Source organism: Streptomyces sp. NPDC041129, assembly GCF_055592265.1.
Genome location: NZ_JBVIYV010000001.1, coordinates 1,814,131 through 1,830,614, shown reverse-complemented (window position 1 = coordinate 1,830,614; position 16,484 = coordinate 1,814,131). Strand labels below are relative to the sequence as shown.

The following is a 16,484-nucleotide window of genomic DNA, read 5'->3' as shown; positions in this document are numbered from 1 at the left end:
ACCCCTGTGCAGAACGTCAAACTTCACCCCCCGGTTTTGTACACATACGGCTCATGACGACCCCGGGGTGAGGAGCGATAGCCTTGTGGCGTGATCAGCGCGATAGCTCGCGGGGGCAATGCCGCCCCTGCCCCGCGCCCGGGTTGCACGGAGCACCTCCGTGACCGGGCGGCGGTCGCTGGTCTTCGCGGGCGGGCCGGGGGCGCCGAAGCCCCCGGGATGCCGAGGACGGCCCAGGAGCCGGCGGCGCCGAGAGCGGCGTCACATCCGGCGGGCGTGTCGAAAATGGCCGAATACCCCCCGCTCTTCTCACCTCGCGGCATAGCGTCGGATCGGACCGGACACCCCGGGCCGTGGCGTCGAGCCGGAGGGAAAGAGACCGTATTTCCTTCTACGTCACGCAACGGCGCGCGACAGGAGCCAGAGGACAATGCAGACCAAGCTGGACGAAGCCAAGGCCGAGCTGCTCGAACGAGCGGCCCGGGTAGCTGAGAACAGCCCGGTCGGGGGGCACCTACCGACCGGGACGACGGCGACGGGCGAGGGCACGGCCGGCACCCCCGACAGCGAGGCCGTGCACGCGTTCCTCCAGCGCTACTACCTGCACACCGCCCCGGAAGACCTGTCCGACCGCGACCCGGTCGACGTCTTCGGCGCCGCGGTGTCGCACTACCGGCTCGCCGAGAACCGGCCGCAGGGCACCGCCAACGTCCGCGTGCACACCCCCACGGTGGAGGAGAACGGCTGGACCTGCAGCCACACCGTCGTGGAGGTCGTCACCGACGACATGCCCTTCCTCGTCGACTCGGTGACCAACGAGCTGACCCGTCAGGGCCGCGGCATCCACGTCGTCATCCATCCGCAGTTCGTCGTCCGGCGCGACGTCACCGGCAAGCTGATCGAGGTCCTGCCGACCGCGCCCACCGGCGACCTCCCGCACGACGCGCACATCGAGTCCTGGATCCACGTCGAGATCGACCGGGAGACCGACCGCGCCGACCTGAAGCAGATCACCGCCGACCTGCTGCGCGTCCTGTCCGACGTCCGGGAGGCCGTCGAGGACTGGGAGAAGATGCGCGACGCGGCCGGCCGGCTCGCCGACGGCCTGGAGAGCGAGCCGCTGCCGGGCGACCTGCCGGCCGCCGAGGCCGAGGAGGCCCGCGAGCTGCTGCGGTGGCTCTCCGCCGACCACTTCACCTTCCTCGGCTTCCGCGAGTACGAGCTGCGCGGCGACGACTGCCTGGCCGCCGTGCCCGGCACCGGTCTCGGCATACTGCGCGCGGACCCGCACCACTCCGAGGACGACCAGCACCCCGTCAGCCCCTCCTTCGAGCGGCTGCCCGCCGACGCCCGCGCCAAGGCCCGTGAGCACAAGCTGCTCGTGCTGACCAAGGCCAACAGCCGCGCCACCGTGCACCGGCCGTCGTACCTGGACTACATCGGCGTCAAGAAGTTCGACGCGGACGGCAACGTCATCGGCGAGCGCCGCTTCCTCGGGCTGTTCTCCTCCGCCGCCTACACCGAGTCGGTCCGCCGCGTCCCGGTCATCCGGCGCAAGGTCGACGAGGTCCTGCAGCGCGCCGGCTTCTCACCGGAGAGCCACGACGGCCGCGACCTGCTCCAGATCCTGGAGACCTACCCGCGCGACGAGCTGTTCCAGACCCCGGTCGCCGAGCTGCAGTCCATCGCGACGAGCGTCCTGTACCTGCAGGAGCGCCGCCGGCTGCGGCTGTACCTGCGGCAGGACGAGTACGGCCGCTACTACTCGGCCCTCGTCTACCTCCCGCGCGACCGCTACACCACCGGCGTCCGGCTGCGGATCATCGACATCCTGAAGGAGGAGCTCGGCGGCATCAGCGTCGACTTCACCGCCTGGAACACCGAGTCGATCCTGTCCCGGCTGCACTTCGTCGTCCGGGTCCCGGCGGGCACCGAGCTGCCCCAGCTCTCGGACGCGGACAAGGAGCGCATCGAGGCCCGGCTGGTCGAGGCCGCCCGCTCCTGGGCCGACGCGTTCTCCGAGGCGCTCACCGCCGAGCTGGGCGAGGAGCGCGCCGCCGAGCTGCTGCGCCGCTACAACAACGCCTTCACCGAGGGCTACAAGGCCGACCACACCCCGCGCGCGGCGGTCGCCGACCTGGTCCACCTCGAGCGGCTCAGCGAGGAGCAGGGCCACAACTTCTCCCTCAGCCTGTACGAGCCGGTCGGCGCCGCCCCCGACGAGCGCCGCTTCAAGATCTACCGCAAGGGCGACTCGGTCTCCCTGTCCGCGGTCCTGCCGGTGCTCCAGCGGCTCGGCGTGGAGGTCGTGGACGAGCGGCCGTACGAGCTGCGCTGCGCGGACCGCACCACTGCCTGGATCTACGACTTCGGCCTGCGCATGCCGAAGTCGAAGGCCGGTACCGACCACTTCGGCGACGACGCCCGCGAGCGCGTCCAGGAGGCCTTCGCCGCCACCTGGACCGGCAAGGCGGAGAACGACGGCTTCAACGCCCTCGTGCTGAGCGCCGGGCTGAACTGGCGGCAGGCCATGGTGCTGCGCGCGTACGCGAAGTACCTGCGGCAGGCCGGCTCCACCTTCAGCCAGGACTACATGGAGGACACCCTCCGCGACAACGTCCACACCACCCGGCTGCTCGTCTCCCTCTTCGAGGCGCGGATGTCACCGGACCGGCAGAAGGCCGGTTCGGAGATCACCGACGCCCTGCTCGAGGAGCTGGACGCGGCCCTGGACCAGGTGGCGAGCCTCGACGAGGACCGCATCCTGCGTTCCTTCCTGACCGTCATCAAGGCCACCCTGCGCACGAACTTCTTCCAGGAGGCGCAGAGCGGCGAGCCGCACGACTACGTCTCCATGAAGTTCGACCCGCAGGCCATCCCGGACCTGCCCGCACCCCGCCCGGCGTACGAGATCTGGGTGTACTCGCCGCGGGTGGAGGGCGTGCACCTGCGCTTCGGCAAGGTCGCCCGAGGCGGCCTGCGCTGGTCCGACCGCCGTGAGGACTTCCGCACCGAGATCCTCGGCCTGGTCAAGGCGCAGATGGTGAAGAACACCGTCATCGTGCCGGTCGGCGCCAAGGGCGGCTTCGTCGCCAAGCAGCTCCCGGACCCGAGCGTGGACCGGGACGCCTGGCTGGCCGAGGGCATCGCCAGCTACCGGACGTTCATCTCGGCGCTGCTCGACATCACCGACAACATGGTGGCCGGCGAGGTCGTCCCGCCGCGGGACGTCGTACGGCACGACGGCGACGACACCTACCTGGTGGTCGCGGCCGACAAGGGCACGGCGACCTTCTCGGACATCGCCAACGAGGTCGCCGAGAAGTACCACTTCTGGCTCGGCGACGCCTTCGCCTCCGGTGGCTCGGCCGGTTACGACCACAAGGGCATGGGCATCACCGCGCGCGGCGCCTGGGAGTCGGTGAAGCGGCACTTCCGCGAGCTGGGCGTGGACACGCAGAGCGAGGACTTCACGGTCGTCGGCATCGGCGACATGTCCGGCGACGTGTTCGGCAACGGCATGCTGCTCTCCGAGCACATCCGCCTGATCGCCGCCTTCGACCACCGGCACATCTTCATCGACCCGAACCCGGACACGGCCGCCTCCTACGCCGAGCGCCGCCGCCTGTTCGAGCTGCCCCGCTCGAGCTGGGCCGACTACAACACCGAGCTGCTGTCGACGGGCGGCGGGATCTTCCCGCGGACCGCGAAGGCGATCACGCTCAACGCGCACATCCGCCAGGCCCTGGGCATCGAGGAGAAGGTCTCCAAGATGACGCCGGCCGACCTGATGAAGGCGATCCTGCACAGCCCTGTGGACCTGCTGTGGAACGGCGGCATCGGCACGTACGTGAAGTCGTCGGCGGAGTCGAACGCCGACGTCGGCGACAAGGCCAACGACGCCATCCGCGTCGACGGCAGCGACCTGCGCGTCAAGGTCGTCGGCGAGGGCGGCAACCTGGGCCTGACCCAGCTCGGCCGCATCGAGTTCGCGCTGCACGGCGGCCGGATCAACACCGACGCGATCGACAACAGCGCCGGCGTGGACACCTCCGACCACGAGGTGAACATCAAGATCCTGCTCAACGGGCTGGTCACGGACGGCGACATGACCGTCAAGCAGCGCAACAAGCTGCTCGCCGAGATGACCGACGAGGTCGGCAGCCTGGTGCTGCGCAACAACTACGCGCAGAACACGGCGATCGCCAACGCCCTCGCCCAGTCCAAGGACATGCTGCACGCGCAGCAGCGGTTCATCCGCCACCTGGTCCGCGAGGGCCACCTCGACCGGGCGCTGGAGTTCCTGCCCACCGACCGCCAGATCCGCGAACGCCTCACCCAGGGCCAGGGCCTGACCGGCCCGGAGACGGCCGTGCTGCTGGCGTACACGAAGATCACGGTCGCCGAGGAGCTGCTGCACACCTCGCTGCCGGACGACCCGTACCTGCGCACCCTGCTGCACGCCTACTTCCCGACGGCGCTGCGCGAGCGGTTCCCGGACGGCATCGACGGCCACCCGCTGCACCGCGAGATCACCACGACCGTGCTGGTCAACGACACGGTCAACACGGGCGGTACGACGTATCTGCACCGGCTGCGCGAGGAGACCGGAGCCTCCCTGGAGGAGATCGTCCGCGCCCAGACCGCGGCCCGCGCGATCTTCTGCTCGGCACCGGTGTGGGACGCGGTGGAGGAGCTGGACAACAAGGTCGAGGCGGCCGTCCAGACCCGCATCCGGCTGCACTCGCGCCGCCTGATCGAGCGCGGCACGCGCTGGCTGCTGAACAACCGGCCGCAGCCGCTGCAGCTCGCCGAGACGGTGGAGTTCTTCGCCGAGCGGGTCGAGCAGGTCTGGCAGCAGCTCCCGAAGCTGGTGCGGGGCGCGGACCAGGAGTGGTACCAGCACGTGTTCGACGAGCTGTCCGCCGCCGGTGTCCCGGACGAGCTGGCCACGCGCGTGGCCGGGTTCTCCTCCGCCTTCCCGGCGCTCGACATCGTCTCGGTGGCCGACCGCATGGGCAAGGAGCCGCTGGACGTCGCCGAGGTGTACTACGACCTCGCCGACCGGCTCGGCATCACCCAGCTCATGGACCGCATCATCGAGCTGCCGCGCAACGACCGCTGGCAGTCCATGGCCCGCGCGGCGATCCGCGAGGACCTGTACGCCGCGCACGCCGCGCTGACCGCCGACGTCCTGGCCGCCGGCAACGGCACCTCCACGCCGGAGCAGCGCTTCGAGCTGTGGGAGCAGAAGAACGCCGCCCTGCTCTCCCGCGCGCGCACCACCCTGGTGGAGATCCGCGGTTCCGACGAGTTCGACCTCGCCAACCTGTCGGTGGCGATGCGGACGATGCGGACGCTGCTGCGCTCGCACTCGTAGCCTCGGTGGTAGCCGTACGGCTGCAGAAGGCGCCCCGGGCCGGTCCAGGCCCGGGGCGCCTTCTTTCCCGCTCCCTCGGCCGAATGCTCCGCTTCCGGGCCATCAGGACATTTCCGATAGGGTCTGAGCTGTGACAGCGACCTCACCGAGAACCGCCCGGCAGCGGTCGCGCGCCATGCGCGCCGCGCCGCCCGGCGTCGCACGGGCCGGGAGGGCGCTGCCCTCGGTCGCCGCGGCGCTCGTGCTGGTCCTGATGCTCCTGGTGATCGTCCGCCTGCCCTGGGCGGGCGATCTCGGCATGCACGCGGCGACCGTGCAGCGGCTGCGGCACAGCCTGCTGCACCCGGGGAACCCCCTGGTCGACGCCGACACGCCGAGCCCGTACTACTCGCCCTGGATGCTGCTGCTGGGCGGTCTCGCCCGGGTGACCGGCCTGTCGGTGTTCAACGTGCTGCGGGTGGGCGCGGTCGTGGGGCTGGGGCTGCTGGCCACCGGTGTGTGGCGCTACGTCCGCACCCTCAGCGGCCACCGCGCGGCACCCGCCCTGGGGTTCCTGAGCCTGGTCTTCCTGTGGGGCCCGCTCCTGTTCAACTGGAGCGGCTTCCTCGGCCTCAACTCCCTCGCGCTGACCGTGTCGTACCCCAGCGTCCTGGCCCTCGGACTGTCGTTCCACTTCTGGGCGTGGCTCACCCGGGCGCTGCGCGCCGGGGCCGGCTGGGGCGGGTGGCTCGGTCTGGGCGCGCTCTGGGCGCTGATCCTGCTGTGCCACCAGTTCACCGGTGTCGTGGCCTCCCTCGGCGCGCTGGCCACGGTGATCGCCGCCCGGCCGGGCCGGCCCGGGCTGCCGCGGCTCGGCGCCGCGGTCGCCCTCGGCCTGCTGCTCCTGGGGGCGTGGCCGTACTACGACTTCTTCGCGCTGTTCTCCGCGGGCACCGATCTCGAGGCGATCCACCGGTCGCTGTACGGGCAGCTCGCCGGGCGGTTCGGGCTGGCCCTGCTCGGGGTGGTGGCCCTGGGGGCGCGGTGGCGGCGGGACCGCCGGGACCCCCTGGTGCTGTTCTTCCTGCTCGGTGCGCTGGTGTTCGCTGCGGGCGGGCTGACCGGGCACTACTCGTGGGGGCGGGCGCTGCCCGCCGCGCTGATCCCGGCCCAGCTCGCGGCCGCGCTGGAGGCCGTGTCGGCGGGGCGGCGGGCGGTGCGGGCCGGGTGGGCCTGCGCGCTGGGCGCCGCGCTGCTGGTGGGGGCGTGGACGCAGGTCGGGACACTCGGGTACGTGGCGGGGCGGGACGCGCTGCCGGGCGCGGTCGCGGCGAAGTACCGGGCGCCGTGGGCCGGGTACCACTGGGTCACGCCTTGGGTGCGGTACGGGGACGTGGTGATGGCGCGCACGATGGCCTCGCGGCAGGTTCCCGCGTATGGGGCGTACACCGTGGCTCCCGGGTATCCGGACGTGTTCCTGCCGTCGGCGGGCGTGCGGGAGGCCGCTGAGCGGCGGTATTTCTCGGGGGACGCGGAGAGTTCGGTACGGCGGGGCGTGTTGCGGCAGTACGGGGTGCGGTGGGTGGTCGGGGTTCGGGGGGACGCCGAGCCCTGGCTGCGGAGGGTGGCCGGCGGGCCTGGGGGGCAGGTGCTGTACGAGGTGCTGCGGTGAGCGGTGTCGGTGCCCGCAGCTGCGCGGGCACGTCGGTCGCCGCTGGTGTGGCTACTTCAGGACGCTCGCCGCCAGGCTGGCCGCGTTGCGCAGTTTGGGGTGGGAGAGTCTGCGGGTCAGGGGGCGGATCACGTGGGCCGTCAGGGACAGGGGGCGCCAGCGGATCTGCAGGCGGCCGGGGTTGCGGCCCTCGGGTTCGATGATGAGTTCGTGGGCCGTGAGGCCGGAGCGGTGCTCGACCCGGGCCCGCGCCGAGGGGAAGTCCAGGGGGGCCAGGAGCAGGCCCGAGTTGGCCAAACCCTGCTGTGACAGGCGGAGCAGCGGGTGGCGTACGCCGTCGAAGCCCTGTACGGGCAGCGGTGCCGCCGCCAGGTCCAGCCGGGCCCGGCCCTCGTAGACACCCGGACGCACCGGGTCCAGCCGGAACGGGACCGTCAGACGGCGCCGGCCGGGGCTCAGCAGCAGACTCGCGCGCTGCGGTCCCACCGGGAGCCGCAGCCCGGGGTCGTACGTGCGGATGGTGAGGTCGAGGCAGGCGCCGGGGCCGGGGGTCAGCTCGGTGATCTCGTGGCGGAACTGGGCGCTGGTGAACGGCCGGGTGTCCAGCTCCAGGTCGGAGACGTCCAGTTCACGGCGGGCCCGGTCGGTCGTGGGGAGCGTGTCGCCCCAGTGGGCGGCGCCGGAGGCGTCGGCGGTGACGTGCCGTGGGGCCACGTTGTGGCCGAGGCCGCGCGCCGCCAGCCGGACGTCGGACAGGCGCCCCTCACGCAGCAGCTCGAGCACCACCCGCTCCGGACGGGGCAGGCGGACGAAGGCGCCGTCCGCGAGCGTGTCCAGGTACGGGTTCATGACCTGCGCGAACTCCCCGAGCCACGCGTCGTCCCGGTACGGCAGGTCGCCCGCGTACATCCGGAAGTCGTGCTTGAGGAACTTGTAGTCCTTGTCCTCGCGGAGCACCGCGTGCCCGCTCTCGACCAGGAAGTCGTCGATCAGGCGCTGGACGTGCACCCGGTCGCGGACGTTGGAGAGCTTGTGCCGCTGGTTGGAGATGGACGCCGCCGCCTGCGCGGCGAACGGCTCGATGTACCAGACGTACACCGGGTCCGGGATGATCGTGAACGCCTTCGCCAGGCAGTAGGCCTGCGCCGAGAACAGCTGGTCCTCGTAGTGGATGCCCTCGGGGAAGCGGAGCTCGTGGCGGTCCAGGAACGCCCGCGAGTACATCTTGCTCGTCGACAGGTGCTCGAACAGCAGCCGCGGATCGGCCTCGATGCCGTCCAGCGTGCGGTGTTCGGCGACCAGGTGAGGCATCCAGGTCGAGCGGCGCCCGCTGTCGACCCGCACCCGCCGCACCGCGCCCATGACGAAGTCCACCTCGCGCTCGCGGTGCGCGGCGAGCAGCGACTCGACGGCGCGGGGCGGGAGTTCGTCGTCGCTGTCCAGGAACATCAGGTAGGGCGCCCGGGCGATCTCGATGGCCCGGTTGCGCGGTGCGCTGCAGCCGCCGCTGTTGCGCGGCAGGCGGAGGTAGCGGATGCGGTGGTCCCGCGCGGCCAGCTCCCGTGCCACGGCGGGCGTGTCGTCGGTGGAGTGGTCGTCGCTGATGACGATCTCGATGTTGGCGTGGGTCTGGGCGCGCAGGGAGGCGACCGCGCGGGGGAGTCGGGCCGCGTCGTTGAAGACGATGACGGTGACCGTGACGTCGGGGAGCGTCATGAGGTGGCCTCCTCGGGGGTGGGGGCGGGCGTGCGCCGTTCCAGCGGGACCACCGGGGGCAGCGCCTCCTCGGGTTCGCCGAGGAACACCCGTCGTACGACCCGCTCGGCGGCGCGTCCGTCGTCGTACTCGCAGAACCGGCGCCGGAAGGCGGCCCGCGCCTTCGCCGCGCTCTCGTCGCGCCAGGCGTCCGAGGTGAGGATCTCGGTCAGCTCCTCCTGGGTGCGGGCGACCTGGCCAGGGTGGTCGGCCATCAGGTCGAAGTAGACGCCCCGGGTGGTGCGGTACGTCTCCCAGTCGTCGGCGTGGATCACGATCGGCCGGTCCAGGTTGGCGTAGTCGAACATGATCGACGAATAGTCCGTGACCAGCGCGTCGGCGGCCAGGCACAGCTCCTCGACCGGATCGTAGGAGGAGACGTCGATGATCCGGCCGGACCGGCGCAGCCCGGTGAGCGGGGAGGCGGCGCCGCCGTAGAAGTAGTGGGCGCGGACCAGCAGGACCGTGTTGTCGCCGAGCCGGTCGGCCAGGGCGGCTAGGTCGAGCCGGGGGGTGAAGCCGGCCTCGTAGTCGCGGTGGGTGGGGGCGTAGAGGACGGCCGTCGCGCCGGGGGCGATGCCGAGCCGCTCGCGGGCGGCGCGGACCTCGGCGGCACCACTCGTGTAGAAGACGTCGTTGCGCGGATAGCCGTGGTCCAGCGAGGTGTAGCGGGCCGGGTACGCGCGCTCCCACATACGGGTGGAGTGGCTGTTGGCGCTGACGCTGTAGTCCCACTTGTCGACGCGGGCCAGCAGGGCGGCGAAGTCCAGGCCCTTGGCGGCGGCCGGGTGGTCGCGCTGGTCCAGGCCCATGCGCTTGAGCGGGGTGCCGTGGTGCGTCTGGAGGTGGATCGCCTCGGGGCGCTTGACCACCGCGTTGGGGAAGTTGACGTTGTTCGTCAGGTACTTGGCGGTGGCCAGCGTCTCCCAGTAGCGGCGGGTGCCTGGGATCACGTGGTCGGTGCCGGGCGGCAGCAGGGCCGCGTTCTCCTTGTTCACCACCCACACCCGGCGGATGTCCGGGGCGAGTTCGGCCAGCCGGGCGGCGATCGCGGCCGGGTTGCAGGCGACCCCGCGCTCCCAGTAGGCGGCGAACACGGCCAGTCCGGGGTCGACCGGGCGGTTCAGCGCCCTGCGGTACTGCTGGTCGCGGAGTTTCGTGCCCAGTTGCCGCTTGCGGTCGCGTACCGCCTTCCGGGCGGTGCGCCGGGTGCGGTTGGCGGCCTGGAAGGCGCGGTACTTGGTGTACGCGCCGTCCTCGAGCAGGGTGTGCCGGACGCCCTCGAGTCCGGCCGGGCGGCGGTGGTTCTCGGGGCGCCAGCGGACCGCGGCGACCGAGGCCCGGCGGAAGAACTCGCGGGCCACCGGGTCGGGCAGGTCCTCCCGGGCGAAGGTGCGCAGCAGGTCGCGGACCATCAGGTCGTACAGCACCGCGCGGGCCGCGCGGCGGTCCCTGGCGAGCGGGAGCAGGGACTCGTAGCGGTCGATGAGCGCGTACCGGTCCTCGGGGGCGAGGGGCGGCAGGCTCTCGGGCCGCAGGCGGCGGTCGTCGTACGCCACCTGGTTCAGGCAGGCGACGCGGCCGGCGTACAGCAGGGCCGCGTAGGCCGCGTACGGCTCGTCGTCGGTGGTCAGCAGGTCCTCGTGCGCCCGCCAGAACCCGGCGCGCAGGGCGCGGGTGCCGAGCAGCGGGGCGAGGCGCAGCAGGTCGGCCGCGTCGTCCAGGGGCAGGTCGGCGCGGCCGGCGGCGGCGAGGTGGCGGCCGCCGGAGGACGGGGCCGCCGCGGTCCTCCAGGTGGTGGTGACGTGGTCGAAGAGGAGTACGTCGACCGTGTCGTCCAGCTCCGCGGCGCGCTCGGCGACCATCCGGGCCGCCCCGGCGGGCAGACCGTCCTTGGCGTGCACGAAGTGCAGCCAGCGGCCGGACGCCCGGGCCGCCCCCGCCGCCCGGGCCGCCCCGTCACCGGTGCCCTCCGGCAGCGGCACCACGACCGTCTCCGGGGCGTACTCCTCGGCCGTCTCCCGGGCCCAGTCGCCGACCGCGGCGACGACCACCTCGATGTCCGGGAGCGGGCGGGTCTCCAGCGCGGCCAGCAGCTCGGTCAGATGCCCTTGGGTGTTCGGCCCGTGGACGATGACGCTGAGGTGGGGCATCGCGGAGGCTCCTTGGGCTCGCCGTCTCTGGTGGGCACCTTTCATAACATACTGTCACTAGCGGTATGAAAAGGATAACCACGCCCGGGGCAAGAGCGTCCGCTGAGTGCCGGCCCATTCAGAGAACGAGACTCCGGGGGCTGGGTTTCGGTGTCACGGCGTGGCAGCCGGGGCCTTGGGCGCCGCCTTCTTCGCCGGCTTCCGGGCCGGCTTGTCGCTCTTGTCGCCGGTGAAGGCCTCGTACTCCTTCAGGACGTCCTCCGTCGCCCCGTCCATGCGCAGTTCACCGCGCTCAAGCCACAGCACCCGCTCGCAGGTGTCCCGGATCGACTTGTTGTTGTGGCTGACCAGGAAGACCGTGCCCGCGTGCTTGCGCAGCTCGCGGATGCGGGCCTCGGAGCGCTTCTGGAAGGAGCGGTCACCGGTCGCCAGGGCCTCGTCGATCAGCAGGACGTCGTGGTCCTTGGCGGCGGCGATGGAGAAGCGCAGCCGGGCCGCCATGCCGGAGGAGTACGTCCGCATCGGAAGGGTGATGAAGTCGCCCTTCTCGTTGATCCCGGAGAATTCGACGATCTCCTGGTAGCGCTGCTTGACCTCCTCCCGGGACATGCCCATGGCCAGTCCGCCGAGGTGGACGTTGCGCTCGCCGGTCAGGTCGTTCATCAGCGCCGCGTTGACGCCGAGGAGCGAGGGCTGGCCGTCGGTGTAGATGTGCCCGTTCTCCACGGGCAGCAGGCCGGCCACCGCCTTCAGCAGCGTCGACTTGCCGGAGCCGTTGGTGCCGATGAGGCCGATCGCCTCACCCTTGTAGGCGACGAACGACACCTTCTTGACCGCGTGCACCTTGCGCACGCCCGCCGCCTTCTCGGCCTGCCGGCGCCGCATGATGCGGTTGAGGGCGGCGGTGGCGGTGCCGCGCCCCGCGCCGGTGCCGTTGACCCGGTAGACGATATCGACCCGGTCGGCGACCACGGTGGGGATCTGCTCGCTGGTGGTCCCGGTCTGCTCAGCCACGGCCGTAGGTCTCCTCAGCCTTCCAGAAGTAGATGAAGCCGCCGACGCCGGCGAGCAGGGCCCAGCCCGTCGCGACCACCCACACGTGCGGGGGCAGGGTGTGGAAGCTGTCGATCAGCGCGAACCGCATCAGGTCGATGTAGACGGCGGCCGGGTTCAGCTCCAGCAGCAGCTTGACGACGTGCGGCAGGTGGTCGTTCTTGTCGATCTTGTCGATGCTCCACATCACGCCGGACACGTACATCCAGGTCCGCAGCACGAACGGCATGAGCTGCGCGATGTCGGGGGTCTTCGCGCCCATGCGGGCCACGGCCATCGACACCCCGGCGTTGAAGGTGGACTGGAGCACCAGGGCGGGGATCGCCAGCACCCAGGAGGCGGCGACCGGAACGCCGAAGCAGAGCAGGATGACGACCAGCGCGGCCATCGAGAACAGGAGCTGCTGGAGCTGCTGCAGCGCGAAGGAGATCGGCAGCGCGGCGCGCGGGAAGTGCAGGGCGCGGACCAGGCCGAGGTTGCCGGCGATGGCCCGGGTGCCCGCCATGATCGAGCTCTGCGTGAAGGTCCAGATGAACACGCCCGTGACCAGGAACGGCACGTAGTCGGGGACGTGCTGCTTGGTGCCGAGCAGCACGCCGAAGATGAAGTAGTAGACCGCCGCGTTCAGCAGCGGGGTCATGACCTGCCAGACCTGGCCGAGCTTCGCCTGGCTGTACTGGGCGGTGAGCTTGGCGGTGGCGAAGGCGGTGATGAAGTGCCGGCGCGCCCACAGCTGGCGGACGTACGCCGGCAGGGAGGGGCGGGCACCGCTGACCGACAGGCCGTGCCGGGCGGCCAGCGCCGCGAGGTCGTCCTCGGCCGGGACCTGGGTCGGGGGCGGTGTGTGGAGGACCTGACTCACATCCGCTGCTTTCGCTCGGGGGAGGGGGGTGCGTCCGGCGGTCACCGGGCCTGGGGGGTCCCCGTCCGTCATCCGGCGTTTCCTTACGCTTCTCTTCACGTTCTCTTACGTCGGGACGGGACCGTATCGTCGCAACGTGAGAGTAGAACCTTCGAACGTCGGAACGCAACCGTTTCGTCGTAACGCCCTATGCTGGTCCGTATGACGACGAACGCCGACGAGACCCCGAAGCGTCCGCGCCGCCGGGCCCCCGCAGGGGCCGCCGTGCTCCGGGAGGACGTGACCGAGGCCATCCGGGCGGCCGTCTTCGAGGAGCTGGCGGCCGTCGGGTACGCCAGGATGTCCATCGAGGGGATCGCTCGGCGGGCGGGCGTCGGCAAGACGGCGGTGTACCGCCGGTGGCGTTCCAAGCTGCACCTGGTGCTGGACGTGGTCTCGGCGATGGCCGTGCTGGGACTGCCGGTCCCGGACACCGGTTCGCTGGAGGGCGACCTCCGCCTGCTCTACGGCGTCACGGCCCGCGCCCTGCGCCACCCCGTCGCCTCGCAGATCATCCCCGACCTCCAGGCGGAGGCGGCCCGCAGCCCGGAGATCGCCGAGGCGCTGCAGAAGGCGGTGCGGGACGGCCAGGACTCGGTGGCCAGCAAGATCGTGGCCGCGGCACAGCGGCGGGGAGAGGTGCGGTCCGGGGTGAACACCGACCTCGCCCTGGACCTGATCTCCGGGCCCCTCTACTGGCGCTCGGTGGTGATCCGATCCCCCAAGCTGCCGAAGAACTACCTGGACACCCTGGCCCGAGCCACCGCGGCGGCCCTCGCCGCACTGTGACGGGGCCGTCCGGGAGGTGGTGAGGCCTGTGGAGCCCAGGGGCCTCACCGGCCCAGGAGTCCAGGGGCAGGGGCCGGGAGTCCAGGGGCAGGGGCCAGGAATCCAGGGCTCAGGAGTCCAGGAGTGCCCTAGGAGCGCGCGGCCTCCGGGTGCAGGTGCGTCCAGCCCTCCCAGGCCGAGGTGATCATGTCCTGGACGTCGCGCTTGGCCCGCCAGCCCAGTTCGGTGCCGATGCGGTCGGCGGAGCCCACCACGCGGGCCGGGTCGCCGGGGCGGCGGGCGGTGACGGTCGGGGGGCGGTCGTAGCCGGTGACCGCGTTGACGCGGTCGATCATCTCGCGGACCGACACGCCCTCTCCGCGGCCGATGTTGAGGGTCAGGTCACGGCCCGGGTCGGAGCGCAGGGCGCGGGCGACCGTCACATGGGCCTCGGCCAGGTCGGCCACGTGGATGTAGTCGCGGACGCAGGTGCCGTCGGGGGTCGGGTAGTCGTCGCCGAAGATCCGCGGGGACACGCCCTCGGTGAGTTTCTCGAAGATCATGGGGACGAGGTTGGAGACGCTCGTGTCGGCCAGCGCGGGGGCGGCCGCGCCCGCAACGTTGAAGTAGCGCAGGGACGCGGTCGCGAGTCCGGTCGCCCGGCCGGTCGCGCGGACCAGCCACTCGCCCGCGAGCTTGGTCTCGCCGTAGGGGGAGAGCGGCAGGCAGGGGGTCTCCTCCGTGACCAGGTCCACGTCCGGCATGCCGTACACCGCGGCGGACGAGGAGAACACGAAGGACGTGACCTCGGCCGCCACCGCCGCCTCCAGGAGGACGCGCAGGCCCTCCACGTTCTCCCGGTAGTACCGCAGCGGGTGCTCCACCGACTCGCCCACCTGCTTCTTCGCCGCCAGGTGGACGACGCCCGTGATCTGGTGCGCGGCGAGCGTACGGGCCACGGTCCCGGCGTCCAGGATCGAGCCCCGCACCAGGGGCACCTCGTCCGGCACACGCTCGGCCACGCCGGTGGACAGGTCGTCGTAGACCACGGTCCGCTCGCCCGCCTCGGCCATCGCGAGGACGACGTGCGCCCCGATGTAGCCGGCTCCGCCGGTGATCAGCCAGGTCATTGCGACCGTCCCCTCGTCGGTGGCCGGCCGGTGGTGGCCGGCGGCTCTTGGGTCCCGTGGTTGTCAGTGAAGCAGGCGGCGCAGCCGGTTGCGGGCCACTGCCATGACTCCGTGTGCCCCGGTCGCGACGCGCAGTGCCAGGGCGCCGGAGTGGGTGGCGTACGGCTGGGCCAGCAGCACGCCGTGCCGGGCGCTCGGGACGGCGTGCCGGCGGTGCCGGCCGGCGCCCGCTGGAGCGTGCGCGGTGACCTCGCGGGCCGCGCCGTCCGCGAACCGCACGATCAGCCGCAGGTCCCAGGTGCCCGCCCCGAGCGCGGCCAGGTCGACGGGTACCTCGGCCGACCAGCTCTCCGCTTCCGCGGGCACCAGGGCCGTCGTGACGCGCCGGGCCGTGCGCCCGTCCTGCCGGGACCGCCACTCCACGTCCAGCTCCCGCGGTCCGGCCGCGGCCAGCCGTCCGTACAGCTCGTGCAGCCGCAGACGCAGCCGGGTGTCCCGCGCGCGCGGGCGCAGTTCCGCGTCCAGCGCGAGGGGGAGGAGGCCGGTCGGCTGGGCGAGCAGGGGCGCGAGGGTGACCTGGGGCAGCTCGGGGGACCAGACGGGCGTGCCGTCGGCGGTGCGGGCGTAGGGCGGGAGCAACCGGGCCGGGCGGGCGGCGAGTTCCCTGAGGCGGGGCAGGTCGCGCGGTTCGGGCGACTCCACGACGACCCGGCCGAGCAGCCGTCCGGGGGCCGCCGGGTTCAGCTCCCAGTCGGCGGCGTCGTAGCGCGCCAGGTACTCGCGGGTGTGCGCCCACCACGCGCGCCGGTAGTGCGCGTCGCGCAAGCCCAGTTCGCGCGCGTACATACGCAGCTCGTGGTCGAGGAACTTGGCCCGCGCGGCCCGTGCCAGCACCTTCTGCCCGGCGCCCAGCAGGATGTCGTACGCCAGCGCGCACGCCTGCGTGCGCGCCCGCCAGTTGCCGATGTCCTCGCGGTCCAGGGAGAGCGAGAGCCGCTCGGCCGACCGGCGCACGTGCCACACGTATACGCGGTCCGGTACGAGCGCGACGCGCGGCGCGGCGGCCAGCACGCGCGCGGTGAAGACGAAGTCCTCGTAGAGGAAGCGGCCTTCGGGGAAGCGGATGCCGTGCTCGCGCAGGAAGCCGGTCCGGTACAGCTTGTTGACGCACAGGGTGTCGTGGACGAGGCGGGGGCGCTGGGAGGGGCGCGCAAGGACTGCGGGCGCCGTGTAGAGCACCGCCTGCCACGGCTGTTCGCGCCCGGAGGGCAGCTCCCGGCGCACGCAGAGCCCGCCCGCGACCTCGGCGCGCGCCTCGGTGGCGGCCCCCAGCAGCGCCTCCACCGCGCCGGGCGGCAGCACGTCGTCGCTGTCGAGGAACATCACGTACGGCATCGTCACCGCGTCGATCCCGGTGTTGCGCGGGCTGCCGCAGCCGCCGCTGTTCACGCTGCGGCGTACCACCCGCAGCCGGGGCTCCCCGGCGGCCAGCCGCTCCAGCAGCTCGCCGCTGCCGTCCGTCGAGCAGTCGTCCACGGCGACCACCTCGCCGACGGCCGGCCCCTGGCGGAGCGCAGAGCGTACGGCGTCGGCGACGTGGGCGGCGTCGTCGTAGCCGATGACGACGACACCGACCTGGGGTGCCGGGTGCGGGTCTCGCGTATCTGTACTCATGGGGTCCACGGGCCGGAAA

9 protein-coding genes are annotated in these 16,484 nt (G+C 72.2%); 3 read left to right on the top strand and 6 right to left on the bottom strand.

The window, feature by feature from the left end; all coding sequences use genetic code 11:
• Positions 1–430 precede the first annotated feature (430 nt).
• Positions 431–5,380 (top strand): NAD-glutamate dehydrogenase, encoded by a 4,950-nt coding sequence (locus ACZ6B1_RS07995; protein ID WP_468775959.1) that lies wholly within the window; start codon positions 431–433, stop codon positions 5,378–5,380.
• 175 nt (positions 5,381–5,555) lie between these two features.
• Entirely contained in the window at positions 5,556–7,031 is a 1,476-nt protein-coding gene (locus ACZ6B1_RS07990; protein WP_468776065.1) for a hypothetical protein, read from the top strand.
• Positions 7,032–7,082: 51 nt separating this feature from the next.
• On the opposite strand, the gene ACZ6B1_RS07985 is transcribed toward ACZ6B1_RS07990, so the two are convergent.
• The 4 genes from ACZ6B1_RS07985 to ACZ6B1_RS07970 form a co-directional block, all read right to left on the bottom strand.
• Positions 7,083–8,747: a glycosyltransferase family 2 protein gene (locus tag ACZ6B1_RS07985; RefSeq protein WP_468775957.1), complete on the bottom strand. Its 1,665-nt coding sequence runs from the start codon at positions 8,745–8,747 to the stop codon at positions 7,083–7,085.
• Complete coding sequence (locus ACZ6B1_RS07980) at positions 8,744–10,939, bottom strand: CDP-glycerol glycerophosphotransferase family protein (protein WP_468775955.1); 2,196 nt, start codon at positions 10,937–10,939, stop codon at positions 8,744–8,746. Before ACZ6B1_RS07980 ends, ACZ6B1_RS07985 begins: the two co-directional genes overlap by 4 nt.
• A gap of 153 nt (positions 10,940–11,092) precedes the next feature.
• Entirely contained in the window at positions 11,093–11,953 is an 861-nt protein-coding gene (locus ACZ6B1_RS07975; RefSeq protein WP_468775953.1) for an ABC transporter ATP-binding protein, read from the bottom strand.
• A complete protein-coding gene (locus tag ACZ6B1_RS07970; RefSeq protein ID WP_468775951.1) occupies positions 11,946–12,854 on the bottom strand; it encodes an ABC transporter permease in 909 nt (302 codons plus the stop codon). Before ACZ6B1_RS07970 ends, ACZ6B1_RS07975 begins: the two co-directional genes overlap by 8 nt.
• Before the next feature lie 201 nt (positions 12,855–13,055).
• Between ACZ6B1_RS07970 and ACZ6B1_RS07965 the strand changes: the two genes are divergently transcribed.
• Positions 13,056–13,682: a TetR/AcrR family transcriptional regulator gene (locus ACZ6B1_RS07965; protein WP_468775949.1), complete on the top strand. Its 627-nt coding sequence runs from the start codon at positions 13,056–13,058 to the stop codon at positions 13,680–13,682.
• A gap of 128 nt (positions 13,683–13,810) precedes the next feature.
• On the opposite strand, the gene galE is transcribed toward ACZ6B1_RS07965, so the two are convergent.
• On the bottom strand, positions 13,811–14,791 hold the full coding sequence (gene galE / locus ACZ6B1_RS07960; RefSeq protein ID WP_468775947.1) for a UDP-glucose 4-epimerase GalE: 981 nt from the start codon (positions 14,789–14,791) through the stop codon (positions 13,811–13,813).
• Positions 14,792–14,854: 63 nt separating this feature from the next.
• Positions 14,855–16,465, bottom strand: coding sequence for a glycosyltransferase family 2 protein (locus ACZ6B1_RS07955; protein WP_468775945.1), 1,611 nt, complete (start codon positions 16,463–16,465; stop codon positions 14,855–14,857).
• Positions 16,466–16,484: the final 19 nt, after the last annotated feature.

Bases quoted from the DNA above. Each gene is read 5' to 3' on its own strand.
- ACZ6B1_RS07955 (WP_468775945.1), bottom strand. From the start codon at position 16,465: ATGAGTACAGATACGCGAGACCCGCACCCGGCACCCCAGGTCGGTGTC.
- ACZ6B1_RS07965 (WP_468775949.1), top strand. From the start codon at position 13,056: ATGACGACGAACGCCGACGAGACCCCGAAGCGTCCGCGCCGCCGGGCC.
- ACZ6B1_RS07985 (WP_468775957.1), bottom strand. From the start codon at position 8,747: ATGACGCTCCCCGACGTCACGGTCACCGTCATCGTCTTCAACGACGCG.
- ACZ6B1_RS07990 (WP_468776065.1), top strand. From the start codon at position 5,556: ATGCGCGCCGCGCCGCCCGGCGTCGCACGGGCCGGGAGGGCGCTGCCC.
- galE (WP_468775947.1), bottom strand. From the start codon at position 14,791: ATGACCTGGCTGATCACCGGCGGAGCCGGCTACATCGGGGCGCACGTC.
- ACZ6B1_RS07995 (WP_468775959.1), top strand. From the start codon at position 431: ATGCAGACCAAGCTGGACGAAGCCAAGGCCGAGCTGCTCGAACGAGCG.
- ACZ6B1_RS07980 (WP_468775955.1), bottom strand. From the start codon at position 10,939: ATGCCCCACCTCAGCGTCATCGTCCACGGGCCGAACACCCAAGGGCAT.